The organism is Paenibacillus glycinis (genome assembly GCF_009909185.1).
Lineage (GTDB): Bacteria > Bacillota > Bacilli > Paenibacillales > Paenibacillaceae > Paenibacillus_Z > Paenibacillus_Z glycinis.
Genome location: NZ_JAAAMV010000027.1, coordinates 113245 through 131213 on the forward strand (window position 1 = coordinate 113245; position 17969 = coordinate 131213).

Sequence of the window (17969 nt, forward strand, 5' to 3'; positions counted from 1 at the left end):
CGGCGATGTGGAAGACTACGGCGCGAAGAATGACCATCATGGTACCTCAAATCGTATTGTTGAGCATCCTCGTCTTCCTGCTTGCCAAGGCGATGCCGGGAGACGCCTTGACCGGTCTGCTCGATCCGAGCATCGATCCGGCGGCGCTGGATGAGCAGCGGGAGCGGCTTGGCCTCAACAACCCCTGGTACGTGCAGTATTGGGACTGGGCGGTGAAGGCGCTGCATGGCGATTTCGGCCAGTCCTTCCGCTTTAAAATGCCGGTCTCCGATTTGATCGGGCAGCGGATGACGAACACGGTTTGGTTATCGCTCCTCACCCTTGCGCTTACCTATCTGATCGCGATTCCGCTTGGCATTATCAGCGGGCGGTATCATGATACCTGGGCCGACCGCGCGATTACGGGCTACACCTATTTGGGCTTCGCGGCGCCGCTGTTTATATTTGCGCTGATCCTGCTGTGGGTGTTCGGTTTCCATCTCGGCTGGTTCCCGACCGAAGGAAGCGTCGCCCCGGGCACGGCTTCGGGCTCCTTGGCTTACGTCATGAGCAAAATCTATCATATCCTGCTGCCCGCCTTATCCATGGCGCTCATCACGACGGTGACGACCGTGCAGTATTTGCGAAGCGAAATCATCGATACGAAACAGAAGGATTTCATTATTACGGCGAGAGCGAAAGGGGCTTCGGAGTCCCGCGTCTACAACCGGCATATTTTACGCAACTCGTTATTGCCGATCGCCGCTTTTTTCGGCTACGAAATAACCGGCCTGATCGGAGGGACGGTGTTCATCGAGAGCATTTTCAGCTATCCGGGCATGGGGCAGCTGTTCCTAAGCTCGATTTCCCTGCGGGATTTCAGCGTCGTCACGGCGCTGGTGCTCTTATACGGCGCGGCATCCATTCTCGGCGCCTTGCTTTCGGACACGATCTTGAGTTTCGTCGATCCGCGGATTCGAATCAAATAAGAACTCGGGACCATGAGGTGAAATGGAATGGAACAGGCATATGCGAACAACCCGGCGCCGCCCGCGGCGCCCGTGACGCCGCCGCAGGACGCGGAGAAAAGCCCGTCCGGCTGGAAAATTCTTTGGCGGGAGATCGTTCGGGATAAGCTCGCGCTGGCTTCGTTGATTTTTCTGGGCGCCGTCATCTTGAGCGTCTATGGGGTATCGCTCGTATTGGATCAAGAGCAAATCGTGACCGTGGACCTATTCGCGCTGAATAAACCGCCTTCCGCGAAATTCTGGTTGGGCACCGATTACGGCGGACGGGACGTCTTCGGCCAACTCATTATCGGGACTCGCAATTCCTTGTCGATCGGCATCCTCGTCACGCTGCTTACCGGATTGATCGGCATTCTGATCGGCTTGGTATCCGGCTATTTCGGAGGGCTGATCGATAACGTGTTCATGCGCTTCGTCGATTTCTTCATGATCCTGCCCACCTTGATGGTGGTCATTGCCTTCGTGACGGCGGTTCCGAATTACGGCATCGTCTCGTTCTCCCTGATCATGACCGCTTTCCTCTGGATGGGGATCGCGAGGTTAATCCGTTCCAAAGCGCTTCAGGAAAGGGAGCTGGAGTACGTGCAGGCTTCGCGAACGGTGGGTTCCTCGCATCTGAAGATCATGTTCGCGCAGGTGCTGCCGAACCTGAGCTCGATCATCATCGTGACGATGACCTTGAATTTGGCGGCGAATATCGGCTTGGAGTCCGGCTTGTCCTTCCTCGGGTTCGGCTTCCCCGAAAGCACGCCGAGCCTGGGCACGTTGGTCAGCTATGCCACGAACCCGCAAACGCTGGAATTCAGATGGTGGATATGGTTACCCGCATCGATATTGATTCTGATATTGATGTTGTGCATAAATAACGTCGGTCAAGCGTTAAAACGCGCGACGGACGCCAGACAGCGAAAAGGGTAAAGAGGCAACCAATCGGTTAGGAGGAGTTTTGATTGATGATGAAACCAGGATGGACAAGGTCGTTTTTCATGCCGCTGCTGCTTGTATTTACGCTCATGCTCGCGGCGTGCTCCAACGACGGGAACACGAACGTGACGAATGCTCCGGCGGAGACGGAGGAGGAGGCCGGCACGACTCCGGCAGAGGGGGAGGAAAGCGCGACTCCCGCGGAGAACGAAAAACCGGTCGCGGACGACGGCCTGTATTCCATCGACGATTTTAGCAACGTGAAGAAAAACGAAGGCGAACCGATCAAAGGCGGCTCGATCACCTTCGGTCTCGTATCCGATACGCCGTTCGAAGGCACGCTGAACTGGAATTTCTATTCCGGCGACCCGGACGCGCAGGTACTCAGCTGGTTCGACGAGGGGCTGCTCACGTGGGATAAAAGCTACGTGTATACGAATGACGGCGCGGCTACGTACGAAGTGTCGGAGGACGGACGCACGTTCACGTTCACGATCAAAGACAACGTCAATTGGCAGGACGGCAAGCCGGTGACCGCCGAGGACTGGCTGTTCGCGCACGAGGTTATCGGCAATCCCAAATACGACGGACCGCGATACGACTCCAACTTCATCAATATCGTCGGGATGAAGGAATACCATGAAGGCAAAGCGAAAACGATCTCCGGCATCGAAGTGCTGGGCGAGAAGAAGCTGAAGATCACGTACGTGCAATCCACGCCTTCGTTATTGACCGGCGGCATCTGGACGTATCCGCTCGCGAAGCATATCTTCGGCAATATGCCGGTCGAGAAAATCTCCTCGTCGCCCGAAGTGCGCGAGAAGCCGATCGGCTTCGGACCGTACAAGGTCGAGAGCATCGTGCCGGGCGAGTCGGTCGTGTACGTCAAAAACCCGGATTACTGGCGCGGCGAGCCCAGCCTGGACAAAGTCGTCCTCAAGGTCATTAATCCGACCACGGTCATTCAGCAGCTGGAAAGCGGCGGCGTGGATCTCGTCGATTCTTTCCCGGTCAACCAGTATCCGGACAATGCGGATATGTCGAACGTCGAGTACTTGGGTACCATCGACCGGGCTTATACGTACATCGGCTTTAAGCTCGGGACATGGGATGCGAAGGCCGGAAAGGTCGTGCCGAACGCAAAAGCCAAAATGGCCGACGTGAACTTGCGGAAAGCGATGTGGCAGGCCGTGGACAACGACCAAGTCGGCAAGCAGTTCTATCACGGCTTGCGCTGGAACGCCACGACGCTGATTCCGCCATCTCATCCGGAATATCACGATTCCGCGAATCCGGGCGTCAAATTCGATCCGGAAGCGGCTAAAAAATTGTTGGACGACGCCGGGTACAAGCTAAACGGCGAATACCGCACCAAGCCGGACGGCAGCGAGCTGGTCATTAACTTCATCTCGATGACCGGCGACGATATCGCCGAACCGCTGGCGCAATATTACGTGCAGTCGTGGAAAGCGATCGGATTGAACGTTCAGCTGGAAATGGTCGAATTCAACACCTTCTACGACCGCGTAGGCGCGAACGGCGAAGACGATCCGAAGGTCGACGTGTACCAGGGCGCATGGGGCGTCGGCATCGATGTCGATCCCGCGGGCTTGTACGGACCCGAAGCCATCTACAACTTCCCGCGATATCAAAGCCCCGAACAGGATAAATTGCTTGCCGCGGGCATCTCGAAGGAAGCGTTCGACGTGAAGGTTCGGCAGGGGATTTACAAGGAGTGGCAGCAGTTGATGGTGGATGAGATTCCGGTGTTCCCGACGCTCTATCGCGCCGTGCTCGTGCCGGTGAACAAGCGGATTCTCAATTACGCGATCGGGGACGGCACCGGCATCTATCTCTACCAGCTGGCGGTCTCGCAGGATAAACCGGTCGTAGCGGATAAATAAAGGAGCGGAAAATCAAACAGCCTTAGGTCGGCACTTCGCCGAACTAAGGCTGTTTTCGTTTTTTCTTAATCCACGATATTGCGGGTATAATATTCGATGATGTCCTTGCGGCGAATGATGCCGAGGAAGACGCGGTCGGCGTCCACGACGGGAACGAAGTTCTGATCGGCCGCCAGCGCCAGCATATCGTCGAGATCGGCGCCGATCTCGACGCACTCGACCTTCAATCGTTTCTTAATGGAAGAGACCGGAATTTCATGTATCGTATCAAAGCCGAGCCCGGGGGTCGATTTCAGCTTCCACAGCAAATCTCCTTCGGATAGCGTCCCGAAGTACAAGCCGTTTTCGTCCAGGATCGGAATGGCGGTATAATGGCTCGCCTCCAACTTATCCATGGCTTCTTTCATATTGGAGGTCGTTACGAGGTAAGAGACCTGGTTCTTGGGATAGAGAAAAGATTGGATGTCCATTGAATCACGCTCCTTATGTATATTAAAACATATTTCGCCGCGGAGCGCATGCGAAAGCGGCAAGGACATGACTGGTAACGACGATATGATCAAGCATGCAACTTTTCTCGCGAGCCCGTCGTTTAATGGTCGTGCACGCAATCGAAACAGACGGGCTGACCGCCCCACACGAGAGAGGTTGTTGATCATCATGAAAAAAACGAATAAATCCGGGAAGCTGCTAGCGCTAAGCCTTGCGGCAGCCATCCTGTCGTCGCCCATGGCGTTGTCTCACGCCAATCCTGCTTCAGCCGCAGCCTCCGCTTCCAAATTCGCGATTATCGCGCAGCCGTTCAGCATAGAAGGCAAGCAGCAAAGCATCGGCACGATCAATAAAGACGGCTCGACCTACATTGCTTTGCGGAACTTGAACACGGCCTTGGGCCTGGTCACGAACTTCGATAAAGCTTCCCAAAAGATCGAGATTTCAGGGCATAATCGGCTGATGGAGATCAATCTGGCCAACGACGCCATGACCGTGAACGGCCAACCGGTCGCCGGTCCCCAACTGATCGTGCAAGAGAATACGACATATCTGCCGCTTCGCTTCCTGCTCGAGCGCATGGGGTATGACGTTGCCTACGAGAACGGCTCCAAATTGATCGGCCTTCACGCCATTCAAGAGAACGGGCTGCACGTGCAATCCGGCGTCATCGGCGCGGATGGGGACGGCAAGTCGTTGTCGGTATACTACCCCGTGATCTCGGGTTACGCGAATAAGGAGATCGAGCAGAAGATCAATGCGTTCTTGAAACAGGAGGCGGACAAGCATGCGGCGGCAGGATCGAAGGAAATGGACCCGGTCGTGCAAGGCAACAAACAGCTGCTGGCCGACAACCCCAAGGCGGAGGTTCGGCAGCCGAGCTTCGACGGCCGCTATACGGTAACGTATAACGAGAAGGGGAAATTGAGCCTTTACGCGGATTACGAGATATATACCGGGGGAGCGCACGGCATCACGGCGCGCGTTCCGTATACGTTCGATTTGACGACGGGCGATCTTCTCCCGCTCAAGGACGCCGTCGCAGGCAATCCGAACTATGTAGCGGTCATTAACGGCGAGATCCAGAAGCAGATCAAAAGCCGGCATCTGACGCTGAATGCGCCGTTCAAGACGATCGAGGCGGACCGCGATTATTTCCTTAACCGGAACGGGCTCGTGATTTACTTCTCGCAATACGAATACACCGCGTTCGCGGACGGCATGCCGGAGTTCGTCATTCCCTATGCCGCGTTTAAATGAATGGCACTGCATCCTAACTGATACAAAACGAGGCTGCCGGAATCCGAATCCGGCGGCCTTTTTCCTTTCATGGCGCCGGACGGCAGGCTTGCTGGAAAGCCGCCGGCGCGGAACGGAGCAGGCACGCGCGCGCATGACAACGCAAAAGGCCCATGGCGTGGGCCTTTTGCGGAAGGTCTATTGGAATGACATGCGCACGGCATGAGCTTCAAAAGATCGATTAATATCCTTTACCGTAGCCGCCGACGCCTACGCCGCCTACGCCAGGACCGTAGCCGCCAACGCCCACGCCGCCTACGCCAGGACCGTAGCCGCCGTATCCGCCGCCGTATCCGCCACCCCAGCTACCGCAGATGATGATCGCGAGCAGAATGAAGAGCACCAAGATGATTCCGATATGGTTGTGTCCTCCAACAAATCCAGACATTCTATCCAGCACCTCCTTCGTTGTGAGTACTCTGTAGGTTATGTAACGGGCGAATAAAGTGCTTGGGCCTCTGCCTGGGGGGACGATCATCATTGCCGCCCGTTTGCCGGGGTCGGGCATTCGCCTCGTTTTTCGCCGGCGGCCGCCGCTATTGTTCATGTTCCGTTCATAGAAGTGCTTTACCATCCTAGGTATCAGAGAACTAGGAGGCATCGCAATGGAACGGGAATACAAACAAGGAACTAAGCCGGGCAGCGGCGAATGGGCCGTCGAAGCGCGGGGACTCGTCAAAGCGTTCGGCGCCAACCGCGCCGTTGACGGCGTGGACCTGAACGTGCGCGCGGGCACGATCTACGGCGTGCTCGGTCCGAACGGGGCCGGCAAGACCACCACGATCCGCATGCTGGCGACGCTGCTTCGGCCGGATGCCGGCTCGGCGCGAATCTTCGGGCATGATGTCGCGAAGGAATCGCAGATCGTGCGCCAATTGATCGGCGTCACCGGTCAGTACGCATCGGTCGACGAGTCGCTGAGCGCGACCGAGAATTTGATCATCTTCTCGCGGCTGCTCGGGCTCGGACGGGCGGAAGCGCGGCGCAAGTCCGCGGAGCTGCTGGAGGAATTCGGGCTGACGGAAGCGGCCAAGCGTCCGCTCAAGAACTTCTCCGGCGGCATGCGGCGCCGGCTGGATCTGGCGGCGAGCCTGATCGCGCAGCCGCCGCTCATCTTCCTCGACGAGCCGACGACGGGGCTGGATCCGCGCACGCGCTCCCAGATGTGGGATACGATCCGCCGATTGGTGAATACGGGATCGACCGTCGTGCTCACGACGCAGTATCTCGAGGAGGCGGACCAGCTGGCCGATCGGATCGCGGTCATCGACCGCGGGCATGTCGTCGCCGAGGGCACGGTGGATGAACTGAAAGCATCAATCGGCACCTCCTCGCTGCATCTGACGGTGCAGCAGGAAGCGGATATCGAGCTTGCCCGGCAAACGATCGAAACGGTGCTGAAGGTCCAGTCCAACGTATCGCCCGAGATCGGGAAGATCACCGCGCCGATGGCGGATGCCGATCTGGTCACCGACCTGTTGATCGCATTGCGCGAAGGCGGCATTCGCCTGGCCGAGGTCAGCGTGCAGAAGCCGACCCTCGACGAGGTGTTCCTGACGATTACCGGCCATGGCGTGGACGAGGACGCGAAATCGGACGCCGTCGAAGCTGCAAGAGGAAAGGGGGAACGGGCATGAACGGCACTTCCATCAAACCCGCCGCCGATCGCGCGCTGCGCAATCGCACGAGCCTCGGCCTGACGGTGCGCAACTCGCTCACGATGGCTTACCGCGGCCTGCTGAAGATTCGGCGGACGCCCGAGCAATTGTTCGACGTGACGCTCCAGCCGATTATTTTTACCCTGATGTTCACGTACATCTTCGGCGGGGCGATCTCCGGCGACGTCCAGAGCTACCTGCCGGTCATCATCCCGGGCATACTCGTGCAGACCGTCATCACGACTTCGATCGTCACGGGCGTCCAACTGCGCGAGGACATGGACAAAGGCGTGTTCGACCGGTTCAAATCGCTGCCGATCGCGCGGATCGCGCCGCTCGCGGGAGCGCTGTTGGCTGACACCGTCCGGTATACCATCGCGACCGTGCTCACGTTCACGATGGGCTTTATCATGGGTTACCGCCCGGAGGGCGGACTCGGGCATGTCGCGCTTGCCGCGGTGCTCGTGATTGCCTGCTCGTGGGCGATCAGCTGGATCTTCGCGTTCTTCGGCGTCATCGCCCGCACGGCTTCGAGCGTGCAGGGGATCTCGATGCTCGTCTTGTTCCCGCTTACGTTCCTGTCCAACGCGTTCGTGCCGGTCGATACCATGCCCGATTGGCTGCAGTGGTTCGTGAAGATCAATCCGGTCTCGCATCTCGTCACGGCCGTCCGGGATATGACCAACGCGGGAACGGTGGGCTGGGATCTCGGCATCTCGCTCATCGGCGCCGCCGTCATCGTGGCGATCTTCGCGCCGATCACGGTTCGGGCCTACATGCGCCGGACCTAACCTCCTCGTCGCCCGAAGCCCGTTTAAGCGAAATTTGACATGCTGCAGTGATGGAACGGCTTTCCGATCATATAGTGGTAATAGCGCGCTATAGGAAGGGGAGGTCGTTTTTTCCTGAAACGGAATACTTTGAAGATCATCGTGCTTGCGCTTGTTATCGCGTTGCCGTGGGTGATGTTTTCCCCCGCGCCGACGCATGCGCAGGCCAGCAAGAACGAACTGATCATCGTCAATAAGCAAACGAACGAATTGGCGTTTTTCGCGGACGGGGAGCTGATCAAGACGTTCTCCGTCGCGACCGGCAGGACGAGCGATCTAACGCCGGAGGGCAGCTTCAAGATCGTCAATAAGATCAAGAACCGCCCGTATTACAAGGAACATATTCCCGGCGGCGATCCCAAAAACCCCCTGGGAGACCGGTGGCTGGGATTGGAAGTGAACGGCACGGAAGGCACGACGTACGCGATTCACGGCAACAACAACAGCCGCTCCATCGGCAAGTACGTGAGCGCGGGCTGCATTCGCATGAAGAACGACGAGATTCACTGGCTGTTCCCGCAGATCGAGCTCGGGACGACCGTCATCATTACGACGTCGTCGCTCGCGTTTGCCGACATCGCGGAACAGCATGCGTACCCGGTCTTGAAGACGTACGAAGGCAAGCTGCTGCTGAACGGCGAATCGATGAAGCTGGATCGCGAACTGATCGTCGCCGGCTCCAGCGTGTTTATTCCGATGCGCGACGTGTTCGAGATGTTGGGAGCAGAGGTGAAGTGGGATCAGGCCGCGCAGACGGTCACGGCGGTCATCGGGGACAGGACGATCAAGCATCGCCCGCTGACGGATACGGTGGAGGTCAACGGCGTGTCCGTGGACATCGCGGCCTCCAAAATCGTCGACAATACCGTCCTGCTGCCGCTGCGGAATATCTCGGAGCTGATCGGCTACCGCGTGGAATGGAACGGCAAGGCCCGGGAAATCCGAATCACGGCGTGAACGGAAAATGGCTCCAGTACAGGTTAGTTTTTTATACCTGCGGCGGGTGCTCTACCGCTGGCATCTTCACCGCGGCTGTGTTACAGTTTAGGTATCAGGAAAGGAGGTGCGTCAACATTAGTATTCACATGTTGAACGCGTCCCTTACCCGGTCTGCCGTCATCTAATCGATCGTTGCGGCAGAGGCGCGGGATGCGGATCAATGCAACAATTTAGCGCCACGGGTACCCACGTCTTCGGACGGCATAGAAGATCGCCTCGTTCGGCCTTAGGCCGGACGGTCGGCGATCTTCTTGTCGTTCGGGGGGAAGACTACCGAGGTTGACCGCCGAGATGCGACCGGCCACTGCGTGCCGCGATGGCACCGCACGCCGGGAAGCAACGCGGTGCGGAATACTCGCCATTCCGGCCGGTGTTACCAACCTGCCCCGACATACCCGCAGCGCAAAACGACGCCCCCGAGCTTTCCTGGCTCAGGGGCGTCGCGCTGGATGGGTTTCATTATAGGGTCAAGCGAACGCTATTCGCGCTCCGTTACGTGATGGAGGCTGCGTAGATGTCCTGAATGGACTTGCCCAGCATCGCGTTGAAGGCTTCGTCCGATTGCCCGGCCGTCAGTCCTTGCGATAAGGCGCGGGAGAAGCTGGCGATCAAGCCGCGGTTATGCGTCAGCTTGTCGTTGGCTTCGGCTTGCGAATAGCCGCCCGACAACGCGACGACCCGCACGACATGCGGATCTTCCAGCAGCTCGCGATAGAAATCGTTTTCCGTCGGGATGGACAGCTTCAGCATGATCTTGACGTCCTTGTCCAGAGCGGACAGATGGGCGAGAATTTCGTCTTTCAACAGCTTCTCGGAGGCTTCTTTATCGGCGCTATGGATATCGACTTCCGGTTCGATGATCGGCACCAGGCCTCTGGCGGCGATTTGCTTGCCGAGGGCGAACTGCTGCTCGACGACCTTCTTGATCCCGGCCGGATTGGCTTCTTTGATGACCGAGCGCATCTTCGTCCCGAAGATATGCCGGTCGACGGCCCGCGTCAGAAGCTCGTCCAACCCGGGAATGGGCTTCATGAGCTGAACGCCGTTCTCCGCGTCGGCAAGGCCTTGATCGACCTTCAGAAAAGGCACGATGCCTTTCTTGTCCCACAGATAGTCGGCGGTGTATTGGCCGTCAATGGAACGATCCATCGTATTCTCGAATAAGATCGCTCCCAGGATGTGCCGGGAATCGAACGCGGGACTCTTGATGATGCGCGTTCTCATCTCGTGCACCAAGGCGTACATTTCTTCTTCGTTCGAGTAGCTGTTTTCTTGAATGCCGTACTGCAGCAGCGCTTTCGGCGTGCTTCCGCCGCTTTGGTCCAAGGCTGCTATGAAGCCTTTTCCCGTTTGGACGCGTTCCAATTGCTTCGTATTCATGGGTGTTTCTCCTTCCGATCGGTGGGTTGAATGACATCATGAATCCTTTTCATTATAGCACTTTCGTTCCGCCCGGCGCCAAGCGAACGGATATGCTATACTGCACACGTGGGCACGGCAAGAAGAGTCAAGGATGAAATTTAAGAAGGGGTGGAGCCTGTGATAAGCGGCGCCGCGCACACGAGGGCGATCCGAGCTCCGCGGGAGCTCGCGGAATCCCCGAACCAAAGCGAGCTGAAGCTGAAGGGCTTGTCCGTGATCGAGACGTGCACGCATACCGAAGGAAAACAGGGCTCGATGTTTCTCGAGGACCATCTGATCCTGTGCGTGCTTCGCGGCAGCTACGCGGTCCGGCACGGCAATCGGTCGTATACGGTGCGACGCAACGAGATGGTGCTGCTCAAGAAAGCCATCGTGATCGAATACGAGAAGACGGGCGAACCGGACGACGGGCATATGCTCGAATATATGATGTTTTTCTTGAAGGACGAGCTGTTGAACGATTTCGTGAAAATGGCGAAGATCGCATCCGCGCAGCCGGCCGAACCCGAGCCGGTCTCGATTTTGCCGATGAACCGGCGCCTGCTGGCTTACGTGGAGTCGCTCCGGCCGTATTTTCACGATCGGGACGGCATCGAGGACGGTCTGGTCAGGCTGAAGCTGCTCGAATTGTTGTTCGATCTGGCGCACGCCGACGAAAGCGCGATGAAGCAGCTGCTGCAGATGAAACAGCAGGCGCGCTCCACGATCGCCGCCGTCGTCGAAGAGAACGTGATGAATCCCGTCTCGTTGAACGACCTGGCCTATCTGTCCGGCCGCAGCCTGTCGAGCTTCAAACGGGAATTCCAAACGATCTACAACCTCCCGCCTTCGCAGTGGATCCGCGGCAAACGGCTGGATAAGGCGAGAGAGCTGCTGCTGTTCTCCTCGTTATCGGTGACCGATGTCTGTTATGCCACGGGCTTCGAGAACGTGGCGCATTTCTCGCGCGTATTCAAGGAACGTTTCGGCGAATCCCCTTCGTCGTACAGGAAGCAATCAAGCTGATTCCATCCAAAGTCTTCGTTCGGCCGGCGGCCGGGCGAAGGCTTTTTTACTTTGAGCCAAATGATCAAATCCGGTGAACCGGGCAGCAAAGAACAGCTTCGCGGACGATGGTATTCTTAATCCCGTAAGCCGCGTCGCACCTCATACGGAGAAAGGGAGATCAGATAATGAGCAATCCGAAAACATGGTTCATCACCGGCGTATCCAGAGGGATCGGACTTGAAATCACGAAAGCCGCCTTGGCGGCAGGCGATAAAGTCGTCGGCACGGTCCGGAGCAACCCGGAACGGCTGGCGGCGCAATTAAACCATCCGCATGCCTCCATCGTCGTGCTCGACGTCACGGACGAGCGCCAAGCCCAAGAAGCCGCCCGGCAGGCGATCGAGCGCTTCGGGAGCATCGACGTGCTCGTCAACAATGCGGGCTACGGCTTGCTCGGCGCGGTGGAGGAAGCCACGAACGAAGAAGTGAAACGCAATTTCGACGCGAACGTGTTCGGATTGCTGAACGTTACCCGCGCGGTGCTGCCTTATATGCGGGAACGCCGTTCCGGCCGCGTCATCAACCTCTCGTCGGTCGGCGGATTGTCCGGGCTGGCGGGTTGGGGCGTGTACGGCGCCACCAAATTCGCGGTGGAGGGCTTGACCGAAGCGATGGCGACGGAGCTCGCGCCGCTCGGCGTCTTCGCGACGGCGGTCGAGCCGGGATTTTTCCGGACGGAATTTCTGGATACGTCGTCGCTCGTGCGGACCGGCAACGTCATCGCGGACTACGCGGAGACGGTCGGCGAGATGAGAGGCTACGCCACGCTGGTCAACAAGAAGCAGCCCGGCGATCCGGCGAAGCTCGCGCAGGCCGTCATCCGGTTGGCGCATGCCGAGAAGCCGCCGGTTCATCTGCCGCTGGGCAACGACACGCTGGCCATGTACGGAGACAAGACGACCAAGTTCCAGCAGGAGATCGCGCAATGGCATGACGTCATCACCGGCACCGACCATGACGACGTGAAGCATTGACCGCGGCGCGGCCTGACGAACCTGCCGCGGCAAGCCGCCGGACGAACCGCGATTCGCGGCAGGGAACGAGCGGCTTCGGCGCGGCAGGGCGATCTGCCGTCATCGGTATGGCGAAGCGCCGGTCCGTGCCGGGTTACTTTCGCCATACCGGGATACATGAAGGTGCCTTCTTCCCGACCGGCGAGCATGGGGACATAATGGACGTACGCTGCAGCGAAAGCAAAGCACGTCATTACTATTCTCGGGGGCTGGATGGCGCATTCCCGCTTCTCGGCACGAGACAACGTTTATCGGATAGCTGCCTGATGCAAAACAGGCTACATTATATAGAAGGAAGGCATAAATAATGGAAAATATTACACAAAACGAAAATCGCGCCGGGGTGCCGAATTTCGAATTTGGCCTCTATACGTTCGGGGATTTGATTCCGGATCCGGCGAACGGCGCGCGGATCGGCGCGCGGCAGCGTCTTCGCGAGATCGTGGACGCCGCCGTGCTGGCGGACGAGGCGGGGTTTGACCTGTTCGGCGTCGGCGAGCATCATACGCTGGATTTCGCGGCGATCTCGACGCCAGTCGTGCTCGCCGCGATCGCCCAGGCGACGAGGCGAATCCGCTTGACCAGCGCGACGACGATCATGAGCACCGTCGACCCCGTGCGCTTGTTCGAGGATTTCGCGACGGTGGACCTGCTGTCGGACGGACGCGCGGAAATCATCGCCGGCCGCGGCGCGTTCGTCGATTCGTATCCGCTGTTCGGGTACGATCTCGCCGATTACGGTCAACTGTTCGCGGAGAAGCTCGGGCTGTTCCTGAAACTCGGCGAACGGGAGCGAGTCAGCTGGAGCGGCCGCTTCCGCAGCGCGATTCACGATTTGGAGATTGCCCCGCGGCCGGTACAGGAGCGGCTGCCGGTATGGATCGGGGTAGGAGGAACGCCCGAGAGCGCCAAGAATGCCGGCCGGCTAGGGCTTGGCATGGCGCTGGCCTTGCTTGGCGGAATGCCCGAGCGGGCCAAGCCGCTCGTCGATCTGTACCGGCAAGCAGGCATCGAAGCAGGCCATGATCCGGCCGGGCTCAAGGTCGCCGTTTCCAGTCACGGGTACGTGGCGGAGACGAGCCGCCAGGCGATCGAGGAATTTTATCCGTATTACGGCAGCTACATGAACAAGTTTCTGGGTCAGCGGACGGGAAGAAGCGGCATATCGCGCCATGAATTCGAGCTTGCGGTCGGTCCCGAAACCGCGCTAGCGGTCGGCAGTCCCCAGCAGGTGATCGAGAAAATACTCCATCAGCATGAATTGTTCGGCAATACGAGGTATATCGCCCAGCTGGACGTCGGCGGCATGCCTTACGCCAAGGTCGCGAAAGCGATCGAGATGCTGGCCGTTCATGTTGCGCCGGTCGTGCGGCGCGAGCTGGCGCGTTCATAAGGTTTCAACCGCAATGCGATCGATCAAGCCAAGCAGGGAAGGCTGCTTGGTTTAATCGACAAATTAATTTGTGCAAGTCGGAGCTTTAGGTATTCGCAACCGTACAGATCAACAACATGGGTCCTGCCGTTCTATGGGCGCTTAACGGGCGCTGCCCGTGACAAACGCTGGGAATCCCCCGAGCTTCGGCTTGAATTCAGCACGGTAGGCTCCTTCGTGCTTGTTGCGGGAACCGACGAAGCGTTGGCGTCCGTAACGGATATTCACAGCATTCTGTTCGTGGATTCCCTCCGGGAATTCATGGATTTCTTCGCCGCGAGCGGCGTGCCGATCCTTCGCGGCCCGCTTACCAACCCGATCGGCACGCTGATCATCGTCAAGCATCCGGACGGGCAAGCGGTCGAATATTTGCAGCCGCATGACTGAGCGGAGGACCGGAAAAGATTGTCGAATGACGACAGAATCGAGAATAACCGACGAGCACTAATTGTCGGTCGACGGCGATCGCCGCAGCAAAAAACGGTTTTCTCCTCCAGGAGACAACCGTTTTTTGTGTTCTGCCGTGCGCTTACGCCAGCTGGAACTGTTTGGCGTACAGCCGGGCATACGAGCCGTCGCGCGCGAGCAGCTCCTCGTGCGCCCCTTGCTCGGCGATGCCGTCCTTCGTCAACACGATGATCCGTCCGGCGTTTCGGATCGTGGACAGGCGATGGGCCACCACGATGGTCGTGCGCCCTTGCGCCAACGCGTCCAGCGATGCCTTGACGATGCTTTCGCTTTCGTTGTCCAGGGCGCTCGTCGCTTCGTCGAAGATCAGCACGGGCGGGTTCTTCAGGAAGACGCGCGCGATGCTCAGCCGCTGCTTCTGGCCGCCCGACAGCTTAACGCCGCGCTGGCCGATTTCCGAGAGGTAGCCCTGCGGCAGGCTCGTGATGAATTCATGGGCATGGGCGCGCTTCGCCGCAGCGACGACCGCTTCGTCGCTGGCCGAAGGGTCTCCGTAACGGATATTATCCATCACCGTGCCCGCGAACAGATACACGTCCTGCTGCACCACCCCGACGCTGCCGCGGAGCGACTGCAGCTCGAGATGCCGGACGTTGACGCCATCGAGCAGCACTTCGCCCGAAGAGGCTTCATAGAAGCGGGGAATCAGCGAGCACAGCGTCGTTTTCCCGACGCCGGAGGGACCGACGAGCGCCACGTACTCGCCGGGCAGGACCCGCAGCGACAGATCGCGGAAGACGGGGCTTAGAGGCTCCTCGTACCGGAAAGTGACGCGCCGGAACTCGATCTCGCCGCGTATATCTGTCAGAATCCGGGCATCCGGCACGTTCGCGATAGCCGGCCGAATGGACATGAGCTCATGAAAACGCTGAAAACCGGTGATGCCTTCCTGCAGCTGCGTGCTCATGTGCGTCAGGCGTTGAACGGGCTCGATCATATAGCCGACGTACAGCAAGAACGTGATTAGATCCGCCAGATCCAACGTTTGGCGTACGATGCCGGCGCTGCCGAACACGATCACCGTGACGGAGATGAGCTGAATAATCGTTTCGAAGCTGTTGTAAAATAACGCTTCGGCCTTGTACGTGTTCCTGCGGCTGTCGAGAAACCGGTCGTTTTCCCGATTGAACTTCTCGATCTCGACGCGTTCGCCCGCGAACGATTGCACGGCCCGGATGCCCGCGAGGCTGTCCTCGACCTGCGCGTTCACGTCGGCGATCCGTTCTTTGTTCGTTCGCATCGCCCGATTCAACCGCTTATTGAAATACAACGATAACGCGCCCATCACGGGCAGGAAGCAGAACACCGCGATCGTCAGCGGCGCGTTGATCATGAACAAGACCGCGAACGCGCCGGCGAACCGGACGAAATACTTGACGTAATCCTCCGGTCCGTGATGGTACAGCTCGGAGACCAGCAGCAGATCGTTCGTGATGCGGGACATGAGCTGGCCGGTCTTCTCTTTGTCGTAGAAGCCGAAGCCCAGCTGCTGCATATGCGCGAACAGCTCGCCGCGCAGGTCGCGCTCCATGCGGGCGCCGACCAGATGCCCCTTGTAATCCACGAAGTAATTGCCGGCATTCTGAACCGCGATCAGGACGAGCATCAGCCCGCCGATCCAATAGACGCCGCGCAGCGCGACGGACAAGTCGCCGGTCAGGACGTCCTTCGTGATATGCCGCACGAGCAGCGGGAATACCAGCGCGGCGGCGGATACGACGAAGGCGCAGGCCAAGATCGCCAGGAACAGGGTCAGGTAAGGCTTGTAGTAAGACAGAAACTTTCTCATCGGAAAACGCATGCGCATGTGTAGCCCCTTTTCGTGTTTTTTGGACACCTGCAAGGGGGTGCGGCGTTGGATTGCTACGTTCGCGGTCCGCCCTCGTATGGCTGAATGGCTGGAATCGTCGCGTTTCTCATGTTATGGCCTCCTTGTTCGTAATGACTTGTATTATAAGGGAAATCAGGCGCGGATGCGCGAAAATGGCGTCGTTTTTTCGAGGGAATGTTAAAGTTTTTCTTAAATCTGAGAAAATGTTAATCCAACGCTTGCATTTTGCCGTGTTATAATTTTGCCCAGAACGATCGTTGGAAGCACCATCCAACCAACTTGCTCTGCTGGGAGGTACGCATGACTAGAGACGGTAAGCCAGTGAGAAGATTGATGATGGCCTTGATATTGGGAGTGGCGCTGCTGTGCCTTGCCCCGTTGTCCAGCGTCTCCGCGCAGGACGCTGCGGCGGCTAACGGCATCGCGATCAAAGTGAACGGGACGACGGCGAAGAAGATCGGACTCTTATTCGTATCCGAGGGCAGGCTGTACGCGCCCGTGGCCCGCATCGCCGAATTATTGGGCGCGGCGTCGAAATGGGATAACGTCAACGAGGAATTGACCATACATACGGCGGTAAACGATACGATCGTGCTCGGAAACGGCGTTCCGGTCGTCTATTTCAACGAAGGACGTTACCGGATGGACGCGTATCCGTTCCTGAAATCCGGACGGCTGTATATGCCGCTGCGCCAATTGGCGGAATTGCTGCATGCCGACATGAAGGCGAACGCCGGCCAAGACGCGATCGAGCTGACGACGGTGAAGCCGGCGGTCGTCACGGAAGACGCCGGCTTGGATGAGATAAGCAAGACCGCGGGCGGCAGCAAGACCGCTTTGCTGAAGCGCAACGATCTGGACGCCAAGTCCCAGGTCAAGCCGGGAACGAAGCTCAAGGTGATCATGCCGTCGTTTCTGGAGAAACCCGCGAAGCCGTTCACGGAATCGGACCTGATGCTGCTCGCGAAGATTACGATGGTGGAGGCCGGCTACGAACCGTTCGAGGGCCAGCTTGCGTTGGCGAACGTGATCTTGAACCGGGTCAAGGATCCGAAATTCCCGGATACGATACATGACGTGATCTATTCCGGCAGGCAGTTTCCGCCGGCACATAACGGGCTGCTCGACAAGAGCAAGCCGAACGCGTCCTCGCTGCGCGCCGCCAAGGATGCGCTGAACGGACGCAACAACATCAAAGACGCGGTCTATTTCTTTAATCCCGAGGTTTCCCGGGGTCCGTACTGGTCCAGCCTGGACGAGATCGCGACGATCGGGCATCATCGTTTCGCAAGATAAGGAAAGACAAGGCCGGCAGGCAATAAAGCAGGGTCAAGCGCCATAAGAGCGCTTGGCTTTTTTTTTATGTCTCATTAGAGAACGATCGGTATTATAAAAAACGGCATGTACAGGCGTCGATTCGATCGCTAAACGGGATACTTCAATAGTCGTGCGGAGAGATCCGCCAACTACCCAAATATTATAGTTGACTGGACGTTCTTAAATAGCGTATAGTGTGATACAGGATACGAAGCATGCGCGAATACATCGCCTGCTAGTTTAAGAACGGTTATTCTTAAACGAATAACATCGTTGCGGCATGAGAAACTAAATAAACGAATCGGGGGAGTTGAAATGACGGGCAT

16 protein-coding genes are annotated in these 17969 nt (G+C 58.1%); 12 read left to right on the plus strand and 4 right to left on the minus strand.

Annotation, left to right across the window (positions count from 1 at the left end):
* The first annotated feature begins 5 nt into the window (after nt 1-5).
* From opp4B to GT019_RS26475, 3 genes are read left to right on the plus strand one after another with little or no spacing between them, the layout of a single operon-like run.
* Nucleotides 6-968: an oligopeptide ABC transporter permease gene (opp4B, locus tag GT019_RS26465; protein ID WP_161746452.1), complete on the plus strand. Its 963-nt coding sequence runs from the start codon at nt 6-8 to the stop codon at nt 966-968.
* A 27-nt stretch (nt 969-995) separates the two neighbouring features.
* A complete protein-coding gene (locus GT019_RS26470; RefSeq protein ID WP_161746453.1) occupies nt 996-1925 on the plus strand; it encodes an ABC transporter permease in 930 nt (309 codons plus the stop codon).
* Between the two features lie 35 nt (nt 1926-1960).
* The gene (locus GT019_RS26475) at nt 1961-3835 is read left to right on the plus strand and encodes an oligopeptide ABC transporter substrate-binding protein (protein ID WP_407945106.1); all 1875 of its coding nucleotides are present in this window, start codon (nt 1961-1963) and stop codon (nt 3833-3835) included.
* Nucleotides 3836-3900: 65 nt separating this feature from the next.
* On the opposite strand, the gene GT019_RS26480 is transcribed toward GT019_RS26475, so the two are convergent.
* Complete coding sequence (locus GT019_RS26480; protein ID WP_161746454.1) at nt 3901-4305, minus strand: CBS domain-containing protein; 405 nt, start codon at nt 4303-4305, stop codon at nt 3901-3903.
* Nucleotides 4306-4495: 190 nt separating this feature from the next.
* Here GT019_RS26480 and GT019_RS26485 point away from each other — a divergent pair, with 190 nt between their 5' ends.
* A complete protein-coding gene (locus GT019_RS26485; RefSeq protein WP_161746455.1) occupies nt 4496-5587 on the plus strand; it encodes a PdaC/SigV domain-containing protein in 1092 nt (363 codons plus the stop codon).
* A 220-nt stretch (nt 5588-5807) separates the two neighbouring features.
* On the opposite strand, the gene GT019_RS26490 is transcribed toward GT019_RS26485, so the two are convergent.
* Entirely contained in the window at nt 5808-6014 is a 207-nt protein-coding gene (locus GT019_RS26490) for a hypothetical protein (protein ID WP_161746456.1), read from the minus strand.
* 217 nt (nt 6015-6231) lie between these two features.
* On the opposite strand from GT019_RS26490, the gene GT019_RS26495 reads away from it, so the two are divergent.
* The 3 genes from GT019_RS26495 to GT019_RS26505 all read left to right on the plus strand — a co-directional run bounded on the left by GT019_RS26495 (nt 6232) and on the right by GT019_RS26505 (nt 9071).
* Nucleotides 6232-7263 (plus strand): ATP-binding cassette domain-containing protein, encoded by a 1032-nt coding sequence (locus tag GT019_RS26495; RefSeq protein WP_161746457.1) that lies wholly within the window; start codon nt 6232-6234, stop codon nt 7261-7263.
* Entirely contained in the window at nt 7260-8075 is an 816-nt protein-coding gene (locus tag GT019_RS26500; RefSeq protein ID WP_161746458.1) for an ABC transporter permease, read from the plus strand. The genes GT019_RS26495 and GT019_RS26500 overlap by 4 nt, the downstream gene beginning before the upstream one ends.
* Before the next feature lie 129 nt (nt 8076-8204).
* Complete coding sequence (locus GT019_RS26505; protein WP_161746459.1) at nt 8205-9071, plus strand: L,D-transpeptidase family protein; 867 nt, start codon at nt 8205-8207, stop codon at nt 9069-9071.
* 534 nt (nt 9072-9605) lie between these two features.
* On the opposite strand, the gene GT019_RS26510 is transcribed toward GT019_RS26505, so the two are convergent.
* A complete protein-coding gene (locus GT019_RS26510; protein WP_161746460.1) occupies nt 9606-10493 on the minus strand; it encodes a fructose bisphosphate aldolase in 888 nt (295 codons plus the stop codon).
* Between the two features lie 150 nt (nt 10494-10643).
* On the opposite strand from GT019_RS26510, the gene GT019_RS26515 reads away from it, so the two are divergent.
* The 4 genes from GT019_RS26515 to GT019_RS26530 all read left to right on the plus strand — a co-directional run bounded on the left by GT019_RS26515 (nt 10644) and on the right by GT019_RS26530 (nt 14414).
* Nucleotides 10644-11540, plus strand: a complete 897-nt coding sequence (locus tag GT019_RS26515; RefSeq protein ID WP_161746461.1) for a helix-turn-helix transcriptional regulator — start codon at nt 10644-10646, stop codon at nt 11538-11540.
* A gap of 167 nt (nt 11541-11707) precedes the next feature.
* A complete protein-coding gene (locus tag GT019_RS26520; RefSeq protein WP_161746462.1) occupies nt 11708-12556 on the plus strand; it encodes an oxidoreductase in 849 nt (282 codons plus the stop codon).
* Between the two features lie 346 nt (nt 12557-12902).
* Nucleotides 12903-13988 (plus strand): LLM class flavin-dependent oxidoreductase, encoded by a 1086-nt coding sequence (locus GT019_RS26525; protein ID WP_161746463.1) that lies wholly within the window; start codon nt 12903-12905, stop codon nt 13986-13988.
* A 216-nt stretch (nt 13989-14204) separates the two neighbouring features.
* On the plus strand, nt 14205-14414 hold the full coding sequence (locus GT019_RS26530; protein ID WP_161746464.1) for a VOC family protein: 210 nt from the start codon (nt 14205-14207) through the stop codon (nt 14412-14414).
* Nucleotides 14415-14556: 142 nt separating this feature from the next.
* On the opposite strand, the gene GT019_RS26535 is transcribed toward GT019_RS26530, so the two are convergent.
* Nucleotides 14557-16296 (minus strand): ABC transporter ATP-binding protein, encoded by a 1740-nt coding sequence (locus GT019_RS26535; protein WP_161746465.1) that lies wholly within the window; start codon nt 16294-16296, stop codon nt 14557-14559.
* 330 nt (nt 16297-16626) lie between these two features.
* On the opposite strand from GT019_RS26535, the gene GT019_RS26540 reads away from it, so the two are divergent.
* Nucleotides 16627-17622, plus strand: coding sequence for a cell wall hydrolase (locus GT019_RS26540; RefSeq protein ID WP_161746466.1), 996 nt, complete (start codon nt 16627-16629; stop codon nt 17620-17622).
* The last annotated feature ends 347 nt before the right edge of the window (nt 17623-17969 follow it).

Coding starts and splice junctions, on each gene's coding strand:
- GT019_RS26495 (WP_161746457.1), top strand. CDS start 6,232: ATGGAACGGGAATACAAACAAGGAACTAAGCCGGGCAGCGGCGAATGG.
- GT019_RS26490 (WP_161746456.1), bottom strand. CDS start 6,014: ATGTCTGGATTTGTTGGAGGACACAACCATATCGGAATCATCTTGGTG.
- GT019_RS26525 (WP_161746463.1), top strand. CDS start 12,903: ATGGAAAATATTACACAAAACGAAAATCGCGCCGGGGTGCCGAATTTC.
- opp4B (WP_161746452.1), top strand. CDS start 6: ATGTGGAAGACTACGGCGCGAAGAATGACCATCATGGTACCTCAAATC.
- GT019_RS26480 (WP_161746454.1), bottom strand. CDS start 4,305: ATGGACATCCAATCTTTTCTCTATCCCAAGAACCAGGTCTCTTACCTC.
- GT019_RS26510 (WP_161746460.1), bottom strand. CDS start 10,493: ATGAATACGAAGCAATTGGAACGCGTCCAAACGGGAAAAGGCTTCATA.
- GT019_RS26500 (WP_161746458.1), top strand. CDS start 7,260: ATGAACGGCACTTCCATCAAACCCGCCGCCGATCGCGCGCTGCGCAAT.
- GT019_RS26520 (WP_161746462.1), top strand. CDS start 11,708: ATGAGCAATCCGAAAACATGGTTCATCACCGGCGTATCCAGAGGGATC.
- GT019_RS26535 (WP_161746465.1), bottom strand. CDS start 16,296: ATGCGTTTTCCGATGAGAAAGTTTCTGTCTTACTACAAGCCTTACCTG.
- GT019_RS26475 (WP_407945106.1), top strand. CDS start 1,961: ATGATGAAACCAGGATGGACAAGGTCGTTTTTCATGCCGCTGCTGCTT.
- GT019_RS26485 (WP_161746455.1), top strand. CDS start 4,496: ATGAAAAAAACGAATAAATCCGGGAAGCTGCTAGCGCTAAGCCTTGCG.
- GT019_RS26470 (WP_161746453.1), top strand. CDS start 996: ATGGAACAGGCATATGCGAACAACCCGGCGCCGCCCGCGGCGCCCGTG.
- GT019_RS26540 (WP_161746466.1), top strand. CDS start 16,627: ATGACTAGAGACGGTAAGCCAGTGAGAAGATTGATGATGGCCTTGATA.